The following is a 14,045-nucleotide window of genomic DNA, read 5'->3' on the forward strand; positions in this document are numbered from 1 at the left end:
TTTCACCGCTTGGATTTTTTCTTTTGAAGAAAATTTAGCCATAAAAAATGCACCTCCAATTGTTAGACCATGTCTAACAATTGGGGTGCACTTCATGAAGTGACGACCTTTTATATAACTCGAATTAAAATGATACCAACAATCCATATAAAGAGAAAAAGAAACGTCATAGACCATTTATGTTCTTGCATTGTACGTTTCAACGTCTGGGACAATTGTGTCATATTCATTTCTGCGAGCGCTCTCCATACACTGACATCCCGATCTTTTGCCGTGCGGTCTGTAACGCTAATTAACATGGTTTCGTTAGACAATTTCGTTATATAAGCAGTAATAACCGTTACCATTAAATTTATATTTCCTTCTGAAGAATCACTCTCCACTCTAGAGATAAGTGCACTTACATCTAGTAACGGAATATGTACCTTTCTACCAAATGATAGTTGTACTTCAGCGAAATCATACGTTCCATCTAATAAAGGAAGATCTTTTATATGTGCCTGCTTAACAAGTCCTTGTAAGCTTCTAATTACTTGTTCAAATATTTTTTCTGTTTGCTTACCTTCTCCAGATAACGTATGTAACTTTTTAAAGAGTTGTAACACTGTATCCATCTCTTTAGAAAGTATTTCCTTCATAATCTTTCCATCGCCTAAACTTGCAAGTAAAATGCCTATTTCATTATTTTTCGAAATAATTTTAGACTGCCCACTAAACACTAAATTACTATGCTTTCGTTCTTTCTGAATTTCATGTTCTGAAATAGCTGCAGGCTGTTTTAATGGTTGTAGCGTCTTATTTTCAATTGTCGTACGTTTAATTTCCATTTAAGCGCCTCCACTACTATCAAATTATTAGCCCCATTCTTTATTACTCTTTAAAACTAAAAACAGTACAAATAATCCTGACATAACAGCAAACACATTAGAAGCCTGTACTCCCTGCTCACTTTTTTCCTCTTTCTTTTCTTGTTGTTCTTCTATTTTCTCTTTCTTTTTAGAAACGACTTGATTGTCATTTTCGCCTTTTTTCTCTTTATGAACCTTCACATTATTTACTTCCTTATTGTCTGTTAACGACTCTTTTATAACGTAGTTGATTTCCTCTTTTTCTTTCAACGGCTCTTTTATATAAGAGTTCACTTTCTCCTCTTGCTTTGGAATTTGAACAACTGGAAGTTTTTCTTCTGGAAGCGGCATCTCTATTTTCGGATCTTCCTGCTTCTCAATTTCTTTCTTATCTTCTACTTCATTTTCATTCTCATGTTCTTCTATCTTTTCATCATCTTTCACTTTTTGTTCGATAATAGAAACGATATATTCACTCTCTGTCACAAGTTTGTTACCTGCCCCATCTGTTACTTCCACAATAAGTTGATGCGGCCCAACAGGTAAAGCTTCTGTTATTTCAAATATTTTCTGCCAATCCATGTCGTGTTTATTATAGTCTAATAAAAAAGTAATATCGTTACCGTCTTCTTTTCCTTTTAATATAACGCGCACTTCTTTAACAACCGATTCTATATCTACCGTTTGTACTCGTATATGAACGGATTCTCCCTTTTTCCGTTCAATTAAGTTCCCTTTTGCCTCATCAATACTAACTTTCTCTAACTTTGGCAATTCTTTATCTATAGTTGGTGCTTCATTGTTTATACGAATGAGCGGGACATTTAATTCGTTCTCTATTACTTCTTCCTTCTCATCTTCTTTATAGCTTTCAACGAGCCTAAGGTTCCAATCACCTTGTAAATCATATATTCCGGCCTTATAATTAGCGATCCATCGCTTCGTTTCTTCTTCATACTCAAAAGATATTATTCTCTCTTGTCTGTACTGCTCACCATTTTTTTGTAATTGTAATATACCTTTTACACTTTGAATGTTTTTTTCATTTGGTTCTACAGCAATCCACACTTCTTCGCCAACCTTTAGCTCCTGCTTATTAACTGTAATAACCCCTCGGTCTGTTTCTATCGTTCTTTCTTCTTTTTGTTCTTTCCCTTGCTCATTTTCTACTGCTTTTTTTTCATCTTCAACCGAGGGCATTTTCACTTGTTCCGGCTTTTCCTGAACTTCTTTATTTTTTCCCTCTTGGTCATTCACTTCGCTTATATTTTGATTTTGCACACTTTTTTCTTCTGCCCGCCCTTGTAATGGGAAAAATATACATATATGTAAGAATAGCCAACTAATTAGAAAAAACTTTACGTTTTTCATCTATTTGTTCAAACTCCTATTTTGACGCCTTATAGCGATTTCGTCACTTTTACTCCGAAAAATCCATCTACATTTACAAGTTCTCCATACGCCACTAATACATCGTTCACATAAATTTGAATCGGTTCATCAATATCTTCATCAAGTACGACCGCTTCATTTTCTTGTAGACTTAAAATATCTTGAATTGTTCTCACTGTACTTCCAAATACAAATTTAACATTCATTTCTACATTTTGTAGAATAGATGCATCCATATATACTGGCTCAACTTGCTTGACTTCTTTATATTCAATTGGCTGTACGACTGGTGCAGGAATTTCTTCCTCTTCAACAACTTCCTCAACTATTTCTTCTTGCTCTTCCACCATCGGATATAGAAGTCGTCTAACCATCTCTTTCGCTTCTGATATTGGTAGTATTTGATACATCTTTGATTGAAGGAGATCACCAATTTCAAGATTAAAAGTAATTTGAACGAGTTCGTCAACTGCCATCGACTCTCCCAAATATTCCATTTCTTCTTTTAAAGAAACAAATTTAACGTCTGGTGGTGTCATATCCATTTTTTCTTTAAACATTTCTGACATTGCTGTTGCAGCATGCCCCATCATTTGGTTCATAATTTCTTTAATGCCACTTAACTCTAATTCACTTAGCTCTTTCTCCGGATCAATTTCACCCGTTCCCATCATCATTAAATCTACCATTGTTAAAGCAACATCTTTCGTAAATACGAATACGTTCTCATTCTTTAGTCCTTCAACAAAATCGACATTTAAAATAACAAACGGAACCGGTACTCCTTCATAATGACGAACATTAATCGCCTCTACATTTGGTGTACTAATAGTGACAGGCTGATTTAAAAGCGTCGATAGTACTGTTGAAGCCGAACCAATTGAAATATTCGCAATTTCACCAAGTACATCTTTCTCTTCTTGTGTTAACTGTTCTTTTTCCACATGCTCTTCTACAATCTCAGTTTCCTGCACTTCCGCCTGCTCATCTATTCCTTCTTCCACACCACCAGATAATTGTAACAATTTATTTATCATTCGCTTCGCATGTTCAACTGAAACAACCTGTACAAGCTGAGAATTCACAAGATTATCTATTTTTAATTCAAACGATACTTTAACAACCATATTATTCCCATTAATACCAGAAATCTTCTCCATCTCTTCTGTAAGTTGCACAACTTTAATTGTTGGCGGAGACATGTCTACCGTATCTTGGAAGAATTCTGACATAGATGTTGCTGCGAATCCCATCATTTGATTCATAGCTTCTTGTACTGCACTTAGCTCTAATTCACCAAGCTCTTTTCCCTCTTCAACTTCACCTGTTCCCATCATCATTAAATCAGCAATAGATAAAGCAACATCTTGCTTTAAAACAAGAAGATTTTCCATATCTAATCCTTTTGTGAAATGGATATTTAATACAACATGTGGAATTTCAACATCACTTGTATCATATAAATCTACCAATTCTACTTGAGGAGCAGTAATACTTACTTGCCTATTTAAAATTGTTGATAATACAGTCGAAGCTGAACCAAATGATATATTAGCAATCTCACCAAGAATATCGCATTCTTGAGGCGTTAAATGTTCATTTTCTTTTTCTAGCACAATTGTGCCAGTATCCCCTTTTGTGTGTTGCTCAGGCATTTTTCCTGCCTCCTCATTTTTGTTTTTCTATCAAATGATTTAAACTCTCTATTACACTCGTTATATTTTACCAAACTTATCATCCGAATTGTGAACATGTATTTATTTCCACAATATGTGTAAACGACGGTTTTCATATACTTATATTATTAGTTCTATCCAAAAAGCTCCCCAATTGTATACAAGTGGGGAGCTTCCTTCATTCCTATTATAAACCTTCTGGGTTTAAAATGAGGACCACTCGTCCATCACCGAGAATTGTCGCACCAGAGAAATAGTTAGAGCTCTCTGCAAAGAAATCACCTAATGACTTTAAGACTATTTCTCTTTGACCGATAATTGTGTTTACGATAAGTCCATAGCTACGATGTGTATTACGAACAATTAACACAGGAACCATTTGACTATCATATGATGCGAACGCCTCATCTACTGTTTTTTCACCAAATACAGTACTTAAATGTTTCACTTCAATAATTTGATTGCGGTAGTTTAAAACGTCTTTTCCTTGTAACGATTGTATGTCTTCTTTCTTAATTCGAATGGCTTCAACAATATTGCCAAGAGGCAACGCATAACGCTTATCACTTGTTTGAACAAGCATTGATTGAATAATAGACAATGTTAAAGGAAGTTCAATTCTGAATGTACTTCCTTTTCCTTCTTCAGAATCAATAATTAAATGCCCACCTAAACTATGAATCGTATGTTTAACAACATCTAATCCAACTCCACGTCCAGAAAGGTCAGATACAACTTCCGCTGTACTAAATCCCGGTTGAAAAATAAGATCAAACACTTCACGATCCGTTAATTTATTTGCCTCTGATTCCGTTACAACACCATTTTTTATCGCTTTTTCTAATACTTTTCCTTTATGAATACCATTTCCATCATCAGTAATTTGAATTACGACATGATTTCCACTATGAAACGCCTCTAATTTAATAGTACCTGTCTCATTCTTCCCGGCATCACGTCGGTTTTCGACAGTTTCAATACCATGATCAATTGCATTACGAATTAAATGAACGAGTGGATCACCAATTTCGTCAATAACAATTTTATCAACTTCAGTATCTTCACCTTTAATTTGTAAATCGATTTTTTTACCTAAATCTTTCGCTAACATACGTACCATACGCGGGAAACGATTGAAGACCGTTTCAATCGGTACCATACGCATATTTAACAATACATTTTGGATATCTTTTGAAATATCCCCTAATCGATTTAAATGCTCGATTAACTCTTTATTTTGAATCGTTTCTGCTAATTCATCAATCCGTCCACGCTCAATTACACTTTCTTCAAACATATTCATTAATCTTTCGATTTTTTCTAACTGAACACGAATAGAACGATTCTCTACTTTAGCATTTTTCGTTTTTGTAGTACTTTTAGCCGGTGTAGTACTAGCTGTTGTAGTTCGTGCCTCTAGAGATGGATCCAGCTGCGTTGCTGCAATAGATTGTACGATTCCTTCTTCAGCTATATTTCCTTGCTTCACTTCTACTTTCTCAATTTCAGAAACGTGAAGCACTACCTGTTTCAATTCTTCAACACTACGATCAGTATCCATATATACTGTAAACTCAAATCCAAAAGCATCCGCTTCGATTTCTTCAATGCTTGGAACCGTTTTTTGTATATCCCCTACATTTTGTAATGCTTCAATACACATAATGGCACGTACTGCTTTTAAAATGGCTTGTTGTTCGACGGTTATATATACTTCATGTGAAACTGTATCATCATTGTTTATACTACTTTGCTCTACTTGTTCCATAGAAGCTTCTACATTCCCATTTAATAACGCTTCTAATTTATGCTTTGTAGATACAACATCAATATTACCCATTCCGCCCTGCTGCACATCTGCAACCATCTTTTCTAAATTATCAATGCACTCAAAAATAACATCAATAATATTAGCATTCACCATCATATTTCCATGACGGATTTCGTCTAAAACATTTTCCATCTTATGGGTTAAATCTGCCATTTCTGTAAATTCCATACTCGCAGACATACCTTTAAATGTATGAGCTGAGCGGAATATTTCTCCTACAACACCCATATCGGCAGGATTCTGTTCTAAATTTAGCACATTTTCATTTAGCGACTGTAAATGTTCTTCTGCTTCTTCAAAAAATATATTTAATAGATCTGTTTGCATTTTAATCCCCTACCTGTCTAACAAACATTTCATTTATGTATAACAATTTAGTGTTTTATAACGAGAAAAAAGGGGGCCACACGTCTATCCGCTATCATTGATTTGATTCTTTGTGGCATCCCTTCTATATTAGCTATTTGCTACTTTTGTTAAAGCTTCAATAACACGATCGGCTTGGAATGGCTTTACAATAAAGTCTTTTGCCCCGCCTTTAATTGCATCTAATACCATACCTTGTTGTCCCATTGCAGAACAAATAACAACCTTTGCACTCGAATCAATTTTCATAATTTCTTTTAATGCTTCAAGTCCGTCCATTTCTGGCATAGTAATATCTAGTGTTACAATATCAGGTTGAAGTTCTTTATACTTTTGAATCGCTTCTACCCCATTCTCTGCTTCACCGATAACTTCAAATTCAGAATTACTTTTTAATAAGTTCTTAATCATTGTTCGCATAAACATCGCATCGTCTACAACTAAAATTTTATGTGCCATTCTTTTCGGTTCTCTCCTTTTATGTATAAATATATCTTAATATTTCACCTTATCATTCTCACTCATTATACAAAATAAAACGAGAAAATTTAATATTTTTTTAAAAGAATTTCTGTATTTTTATTATTTTATTAATAAAATAGTAATATATTATTCTTTAATATATATTACAACGCGCCGGTTTTTCTCCCAATTTTGCGGTGAATCATTTGATGCTACTGGTTTTGTGTCCGCATATCCTACCGCTGCTAATCGTTTATCATCTACATTATACACTTCAATTAAGTGGTGAATCATATTAGCTGCTCGTGCTGAAGATAATTCCCAGTTGGAAGGAAATTTTTCATTATGAATCGGTCTACTATCTGTATGTCCTTCTACAACAATTGGGTTTGGTACCGATTGAAAGAACCCTACTAATTGACTAATTACTTCTTTTGCTTCCGGCTTTACATTCGCATCACCTGTATCGAATATTAAGTTATCTACTATAACGATGCTAACACCTGTATCTTCTCGATATACATTCACTTGACTAACACCATTATTATCTACATATGCTTTTAACTTTTTATACAATTCATCCATTCGTTTTTTTGAAACTGCTTTTTCATCATTTTTTTCATGTGAAATATCTGGTATTGTACCTTCCATTACTTTCGCATCCACTTGTTCTGCATCACTAAACTTTTCAAGCATCTTCGATAATTTTACTGTATCTTGTTTTGATGTAGCAACTAATAGTACAAAAAAAGTCAATAACAACATCGTTAAATCAGTAAAAGTCGTCATCCAACGAGGCGATCCTTTTTGCGGTCGTTTTATCATCACCATACCACTCCTTGAAATATTAGGCTGCTCGTTTTTCTTTTTTTATCTTCGTTTCATATACATATGTATCAAGTTTTAACTTTAATTTAGAAGGAATTTGTCCTCGGTACAGCTCTGAAATTGCTTCTATTACAAACTTCTTCTCTGTATACAAATCTTCAATGCCACGATACACTTTTTCAGATAGCGGTATTGCAATCATATTTGCAATAATAGATCCATATAAAGTCGTCAACATTGCAACGGCCATCCCTGTACCAATTTGTGCAGTATCTTGTAAGTTTTGCAACATAATAATAAGACCGATTAACGTTCCTATCATACCCCATGCTGGAGCAAAATCACCAATCTTATCTAATAATGTCGCTCCTTTTCTTAACTCATACACTTCTGTTTCAACATCTCTCATTAATACTTCTTTTAATTCCGCTTCATCATAACCGCTTAACATTAAACGAATTCCCTTTTGAATAAAAGGATTGTCTACCTGCTCTCCATCAACTTCTAAAGAAAGTAAGCCGTGTTTTTTAGACTTTTTCGAAAAATCAACGAACAAATCCGTTAACTGTTCTAAATCTTCTTCTCTTCTATGTAAAACAGCAAAAATACTTTTCGTATATTTTTTTATTTCTCCAAATCTATATGCCACAACAATTGTCGCTGTTGTTCCCCCTATAACGATCAAAATAGATGAAACATCTAAGAAATTTTTAAAAGCTTTTATTCCACCACCGCCAAGCATGATCGCTGCAATTAAAATAACGAAACCTACTACAATGCCAAAGGGGCTAGAAATATCAAACTTCCTTTTTTTCCTTTGCGGTCTAGCTAATCCTTGATTTTCGTCTCCCATATTCCTGCCCTTCCTTTTTCGTTTTCGTAAAACATTTTTTTATTTTAATAATGCGTTTTCACATATAACAATCATTATACGCGTATCATCTATTTATCGCAATATACTCATTAAATTGACACATTTCATTTCTATATTAGAATTATAGTATGGAAATATGAGGAGGATCACGATGGAACATAACATTTTACAAGTCATTGCATTAGCAGAAAAACTAAAATATGAAATGCGACATAGTTGGCTTTCTAACGGACGTCAAGAAAGTGTTGCTGAACATACGTGGCGTATGTCCCTAATGGCTATCTTAGTTGAGCCTTATTTAGATCAAAAAGTAAATATAGAAAAATTACTTAAAATGGTTATTATTCATGACCTTGTCGAAGCAGAAGCTGGTGATATTCCTGCCTTTGATACGATGAATAGCCGTGAATTACAATTACAAAAACAAAAAAATGAGCAAAAGGCTATTTTAAATATTAAACATACACTAGAAGGTTCTCTCGGCGTGGAATTATACGATTTATGGATGGAGTTCGAAGCGAAAGAAACGTATGAAGCAAAAGTTGCTAACGCACTTGATAAACTTGAAGTGAAAATTCAGCATAACGAAGCTGATATTGATACTTGGTTACCAATTGAGCATAAAATGACTTTCCAAGTTGGTAAACATACAGATTTTGACTCTTTCTTGTCTAAATTACAAAAAATCATTGAACAAGACGGAGAAAAAAAATTGATCGCTGCCGGCATTGATGTTGAAGCATGCAAAAAGTAACCATTTAATTATGAAATAAGACACTCATCTTGAGTGTCTTATTTCATAATTGTTGATATTGCCTGCTTATAAATAAGTTGTTGTTTTCCATCTACTAATATTAATACTGTAAATCTATCTACTCCAACTACTTCCCCTACTATTCTTACTCCGCTCTTTAAAAATATAGTAACTGCACCTTTTTCTTCTTTTATTTGTTTATACAACTCTTCTTGTAAGTGTTCCATAACTGTTTTCCCCTTTACAAATAAATAATCTTAATATGAAAAAATAAAGATTAATCACTTATATACTTTGTCTTTTATATTCATAAACTTATTAATTAGTATATCTAAATCTCGACTAAATAACAAAACTTTATTATGACCTAATCCATGCCTAGCAACAAGTTGCATTAACTCTTTCTTTTTGTGTTCTATTTTATTGTGTAATTGTCCCATCTCCATCTCTATACTAAAACTCCCTTTTCCCATAATATTACTTGTAAAATTATAGTACATTTTTACTCGTAAAAAAATAAAAAAATGGTTTTTTTTACAAATTTTATATTTATGAAAAGAAATTTTAATGTAATTGTAAGTTACATACCCCTTTCATTTACAATACATTCACCTAGTATACACTTCCATATTGTTTTACCATATTCCCCACATTTGTAATCAGTAATACACCCTTTTCAAAAAAGCACTATAAAACAAAGTAAGTATCATATCTAAATTAGCTCCCAGGCTCTTGTCTAATTAAAAGTAAGACTTGCTCCTTTTCCAAATAAAAACATATCCTATAAAGTAATCCATTGGTTATATAGATTAATTTAATAAAAAAGGAGGAAAAAACATGAGCTTTGGTGGTAGTTGCGCTGGTTTCGGTGGTGGATTTGCTTTACTCATCGTGCTATTCATCCTTCTAATTATTATCGGATGTAGCTGTTGGGGTGGCGGCGGAGGGTTTTAAATATAATACGTATCCTTTTCGCTAGACCCTAAATGAATGAAATATGTTAACTAAAAACTATATGAAAACAGCTCATATTTGAGCTGTTTTTTCATACTTTCGTATGAATTTATATCCCTCTTATTTGCGATTTCAATAAACAAAACATCGTTTACTATTGAATAAGAAACATTTTTACTAAGGAGGATTATAATGATTAAAGGTCTTTATGAAGCACATTTACCTGTCTGTAATTTAGAATTTTCGATACCTTTTTATAAATCACTAGGGCTAAAATTATATAAAAGAGACAAAGATATCGCATTCTTTTGGATTGTAGAAAATGAAAGTTGGATTGGTCTTTGGGAAGGAAAAGAATACAAAGTTAATTATCATCCATCCTTACGACATATCGCTTTCCAAGTAAGCTTACACGATTTAGAAAACGCGATACACTGGCTCAAACAGAAAGGAATTCCAGTGCGAAAAGACTTTGGAATGGAGCCAATTGAGCCAATCGTTTTTCCCGAGCTAGCACACGCCTCTATATATTTTAATGATCCTGATGGAAATAGTTTAGAATTCATTGCACAATTACCTGTTGGACTACCTAAAGCAGAGAAAATGTATTTAAGTGAATGGAAAAAACAAGTACAGGCATCACTTATAGATAAGGTTTAATTTTTCATGTCAATTTCTTATTACAGGCTTCTTAAAACAAATACAAACTTCAAAAGACTATTTTATGGTCAAACATTAAGTGTACTTGGGGATTGGTTTCATACTGTCGCTTTATTAACACTCGTCTATAGCATAACAGAATCTTCATTTATGTTAGCACTCACCTTTATGAGCAAAGGGTTACCTCAACTTCTTCTGAGCCCATTCATAGGCGGAATTGTAGACCGTTTTTCAAAAAAGAAAATTATGATTTTTACCGATATTTTACGAGGAATTATCGTCCTCACTTATTTATTAGCATTCTACAAGATTGAAATTATTTTCGTTTCTAATATATGTTTAGCGGTACTCTCTTGCTTATTCGAGCCTGCTAAGCAATCAACCCTAAAAAATATCGTACATCAAAAGCATTTAGTAACCGCTAACTCTCTTTCTAGTACAATCAATAGTTTTATGTCTATTATGGGAGCCTCTTTAGGTGGGCTCATTGCACAATCTTTAAGTATCGAGATTGCCTTTTTTATTAATAGCCTATCATACTTTATTTCAGCCTATATTATTTATAAAATAAAGTTCCCTTCTCGTGGCGCTTTTAGCACGAAAAAAGCATTTTTTACTGATATAAAAGATGGTTATACATACATATTACAAAGAAAAATTATTTTATCATTAATTCTCGTCGGAATTTCATGGGGAACTATTGGAGGTGCTTATCAACTACTCTTAACAATCTATGCCGAAAGAATTTTCCACTCTAACATTGGAATTTTATATACGGTTCAAGGGGCTGGCCTTATGATTGGTAGCCTTCTCGTTAACCTGTATATATCTAAAAATGAAGACAAAATGAAAAGAGCATTTGGTTGGGCCTATTTACTACAAGGAATTTTCTTTCTCGGATTCATTCTATCCGATCAACTTATTATCGGTATCATTACATTACTCTGTATGCGTATAGCAGGAGGAATCATCGTTCCACTTGATACGACATTGCTACAAATGTATACAGAAGAAAACATGATTGGTAAAGTTTTTTCATTTCATTATTCCATTTACGGATCTCTTATTCAGTTATCTATGTTTATAACAGGATGGCTTTTAGAAATTCTTTCTCCGCAAGTTATTGGTAGCCTGTTAGCTATATGCTGTATTTCCGTTAGTTTTATATGGCTTTTCTTGTTTTATCATGGGGAGCTTAGTGAAGAATCTACTATCACTTAATGGCATGTATATGTACATGCCATTTTTATTTATGTCGAAATTTACAAGAAAAAGGCGATTTATTTCTCTTACATTCTAATTTTTTAGAACGTACAATAAATTTAGATTATAAGAAAGGAGCTAACAAAATGTTTGAGGATCGACTTACCATTTCAGCAGAACAACAAAAGCTAATTTCCAATGCAACTCGCATTCAAATTCTTCACCTTTTAAAAGACGAAACACTCACTGCAAAACAAGTATCTACTAAACTAAATAAATCTGCTGGTAGCGTTCACTATCACATCCAAATTTTATTTGACGGAGGCTTACTTGAATTAGTAGATACAAAGGAAAAACGGGGGATTATTGAAAAGTACTATAAAGCAAAATCTGCTCACTTCTATATTGAAGAAGCAGGCACGGAAGGAACAAATACAGGGAGCCATATTGTATCTCATTTATTTTTAACTCCAGAGGAATTACAACAACTCACTTGGGAGATCTCACAAGTTTTATTACGCTGGGAAAGCAAAACCGCTCGTCAATCAGCCTCAGAGGAAGAATACGCTATTTCCTGCCGGATAAAGTGAAACTTTAATTAGTGGGGGTTTTGTTCATCCCCCACCGATTATTAGCTTTCACCAATCGGGCTTTTACGGGCAGTTGATCTCCCCCACCTAACTCCTTTGCTTTACAGCCACATTTTGAGGTGGGAGTCTTACTGCCCGTTAATGCGGGATAAAAAAACAATGAAAGAAAGGTCCATATACACATGAAAAATAAACTATTATTATTGTCGGGCACAGGCATTTCTCGTTTAGGTGATTTTATGTACCTCATAGCTCTAAACTTAATGGTGTTAAATAGTACAAACTCTCCCGCTGCTGTAGCAGGCCTATGGATTGTCGGGCCAATTGCCACCGTTGTTACAAAAACATGGTCTGGTAGTATTGTAGATCGATTAAATAAACGGTCAATTATGCTCATCACAGATATTATTCGAGCCGCTCTCATTGGCTGTATTCCACTATTTGATTCTATTTGGGCAATTTATATTTTTATCTTTTTGACTCGCATTGCTACATCATTTTTCGATCCAGCTTCATTCACTTATAAAACACTGCTCATACCAGCTGAAGAACGTGCTCAATTTAATGCTTGGAATAGCCTATGTACAAATGGGGCTTTTATTATCGGTCCGGCTCTTGCTGGAATACTTCTCACTACATACTCGGCAGCTTTTGTTATTTACTGCAACTCAATTTCCTTTCTACTTTCTACCATTCTCATTTACTTCTTGCCAAACATCACATTACAAACAAAGCAAAACGAAGAGGTTGCAAATACTTTCGTACAAACGTTACGAAGTGATTGGAAACAAGTTTTTTCATTCGCACGAACTGAAACTTACATTATTCTCGTATTCGTTTTATTTCAAGCTACAATGCTTGTCTCTATGGCACTTGATTCACAAGAAGTTGTTTTTACACGACAAGTACTGTTTTTATCCGATGTAGAATATAGCATGCTTGTTAGTATAACCGGGGCAGCTTACGTTTGTGGTTCATTTCTTGTCTCTCTCTTTGCAAAACGATTACCGATTCAATATTGCATCGGTTTAGGTATGATTTTCACAGCAATAGGCTATGTGATTTTCGCCTTTTCAAATTCATTTACGGTCGCAGCAAGTGGTTTCATTTTACTTGGGATCGCTTCATCATTTGCTGGTACTGGATTTATAACATTTTATCAAAATAACATCCCAGTACATATGATAGGACGTATCGATAGCGTATTTGATTCAATAAAAAATTTCATTCAAATCTTTTTCATTTTAGCAATTGGAGCATCCGCACAATTTCTTTCCGTTCAAATTACTGTGATATGTAGCTCTTTACTCATTCTTTTCCTTTCCTGTTTATTAGCAATCCGGGTAATGACTCCTTCACGAGAAAAATATTTTAAAACTACAGAATCTTCACTAGAATATTAATTGCACGATAAAAAGCGGCTATTATGCCGCTTTTTACATTAAATATTTTAAAAATAAAAGACCGGATGTTACTATGACAAGAACATTGAAATAAATCATCCAGCCTTTCTCAAAATCTTTATATTTCTCTTCTTTTACTCCATGCTGTTTTAATTTCATAATAATCATAGCTAGTTCTTGTTCGTGCTCTATACTTCCAAATTG

15 protein-coding genes and 1 pseudogene are annotated in these 14,045 nt (G+C 33.8%); 6 read left to right on the top strand and 10 right to left on the bottom strand.

What is annotated here, in order from left to right; translation table 11 throughout:
* Positions 1 to 110 precede the first annotated feature (110 nt).
* The 7 genes from ACFWDE_RS26825 to ACFWDE_RS26855 form a co-directional block, all read right to left on the bottom strand.
* The gene (locus ACFWDE_RS26825) at positions 111 to 827 is read right to left on the bottom strand and encodes a hypothetical protein (protein ID WP_377895912.1); all 717 of its coding nucleotides are present in this window, start codon (positions 825 to 827) and stop codon (positions 111 to 113) included.
* Positions 828 to 854: 27 nt separating this feature from the next.
* Positions 855 to 2,219, bottom strand: a complete 1,365-nt coding sequence (locus ACFWDE_RS26830; RefSeq protein ID WP_377895914.1) for a transglycosylase — start codon at positions 2,217 to 2,219, stop codon at positions 855 to 857.
* A 29-nt stretch (positions 2,220 to 2,248) separates the two neighbouring features.
* Positions 2,249 to 3,895: a flagellar motor switch protein gene (locus ACFWDE_RS26835; protein WP_219917815.1), complete on the bottom strand. Its 1,647-nt coding sequence runs from the start codon at positions 3,893 to 3,895 to the stop codon at positions 2,249 to 2,251.
* 208 nt (positions 3,896 to 4,103) lie between these two features.
* The gene (locus ACFWDE_RS26840) at positions 4,104 to 6,074 is read right to left on the bottom strand and encodes a chemotaxis protein CheW (RefSeq protein WP_377895916.1); all 1,971 of its coding nucleotides are present in this window, start codon (positions 6,072 to 6,074) and stop codon (positions 4,104 to 4,106) included.
* Positions 6,075 to 6,203: 129 nt separating this feature from the next.
* Positions 6,204 to 6,572: a response regulator gene (locus ACFWDE_RS26845; protein ID WP_000940577.1), complete on the bottom strand. Its 369-nt coding sequence runs from the start codon at positions 6,570 to 6,572 to the stop codon at positions 6,204 to 6,206.
* Positions 6,573 to 6,722: 150 nt separating this feature from the next.
* Positions 6,723 to 7,400: an OmpA family protein gene (locus ACFWDE_RS26850; RefSeq protein WP_002012067.1), complete on the bottom strand. Its 678-nt coding sequence runs from the start codon at positions 7,398 to 7,400 to the stop codon at positions 6,723 to 6,725.
* Positions 7,401 to 7,422: 22 nt separating this feature from the next.
* Positions 7,423 to 8,256, bottom strand: a complete 834-nt coding sequence (locus ACFWDE_RS26855; RefSeq protein ID WP_377895918.1) for a flagellar motor protein MotP — start codon at positions 8,254 to 8,256, stop codon at positions 7,423 to 7,425.
* A gap of 172 nt (positions 8,257 to 8,428) precedes the next feature.
* Between ACFWDE_RS26855 and ACFWDE_RS26860 the strand changes: the two genes are divergently transcribed.
* On the top strand, positions 8,429 to 9,031 hold the full coding sequence (locus tag ACFWDE_RS26860) for an HD domain-containing protein (protein ID WP_219917811.1): 603 nt from the start codon (positions 8,429 to 8,431) through the stop codon (positions 9,029 to 9,031).
* 38 nt (positions 9,032 to 9,069) lie between these two features.
* Here the strand turns inward: ACFWDE_RS26860 and hfq are convergent, their stop codons facing one another.
* Positions 9,070 to 9,258 (bottom strand): RNA chaperone Hfq, encoded by a 189-nt coding sequence (gene hfq, locus ACFWDE_RS26865; RefSeq protein WP_002012071.1) that lies wholly within the window; start codon positions 9,256 to 9,258, stop codon positions 9,070 to 9,072.
* Positions 9,259 to 9,312: 54 nt separating this feature from the next.
* The gene (locus ACFWDE_RS26870) at positions 9,313 to 9,531 is read right to left on the bottom strand and encodes an aspartyl-phosphate phosphatase Spo0E family protein (RefSeq protein WP_002149180.1); all 219 of its coding nucleotides are present in this window, start codon (positions 9,529 to 9,531) and stop codon (positions 9,313 to 9,315) included.
* Between the two features lie 337 nt (positions 9,532 to 9,868).
* Here ACFWDE_RS26870 and ACFWDE_RS26875 point away from each other — a divergent pair, with 337 nt between their 5' ends.
* From ACFWDE_RS26875 to ACFWDE_RS26895, 5 genes are all read left to right on the top strand, one after another.
* A complete protein-coding gene (locus ACFWDE_RS26875; RefSeq protein WP_000007805.1) occupies positions 9,869 to 9,985 on the top strand; it encodes a YjcZ family sporulation protein in 117 nt (38 codons plus the stop codon).
* A gap of 192 nt (positions 9,986 to 10,177) precedes the next feature.
* Positions 10,178 to 10,645 carry a VOC family protein gene (locus ACFWDE_RS26880; RefSeq protein WP_377895921.1) on the top strand — a complete coding sequence of 156 codons (468 nt, stop codon included), beginning with the start codon at positions 10,178 to 10,180 and terminating at the stop codon, positions 10,643 to 10,645.
* 6 nt (positions 10,646 to 10,651) lie between these two features.
* On the top strand, positions 10,652 to 11,866 hold the full coding sequence (locus tag ACFWDE_RS26885) for an MFS transporter (RefSeq protein ID WP_377895923.1): 1,215 nt from the start codon (positions 10,652 to 10,654) through the stop codon (positions 11,864 to 11,866).
* Positions 11,867 to 11,994: 128 nt separating this feature from the next.
* Complete coding sequence (locus ACFWDE_RS26890) at positions 11,995 to 12,438, top strand: ArsR/SmtB family transcription factor (protein ID WP_042889389.1); 444 nt, start codon at positions 11,995 to 11,997, stop codon at positions 12,436 to 12,438.
* Between the two features lie 182 nt (positions 12,439 to 12,620).
* Positions 12,621 to 13,841 (top strand): MFS transporter, encoded by a 1,221-nt coding sequence (locus ACFWDE_RS26895; protein WP_377895925.1) that lies wholly within the window; start codon positions 12,621 to 12,623, stop codon positions 13,839 to 13,841.
* Positions 13,842 to 13,874: 33 nt separating this feature from the next.
* On the opposite strand, the pseudogene ACFWDE_RS26900 reads toward ACFWDE_RS26895, so the two are convergent.
* Positions 13,875 to 14,045 (bottom strand): annotated as a pseudogene (locus ACFWDE_RS26900) (flagellar motor switch protein FliG); the annotation flags it as partial.

The organism is Bacillus sp. NPDC060175 (genome assembly GCF_042728695.1).
Lineage (GTDB): Bacteria > Bacillota > Bacilli > Bacillales > Bacillaceae_G > Bacillus_A.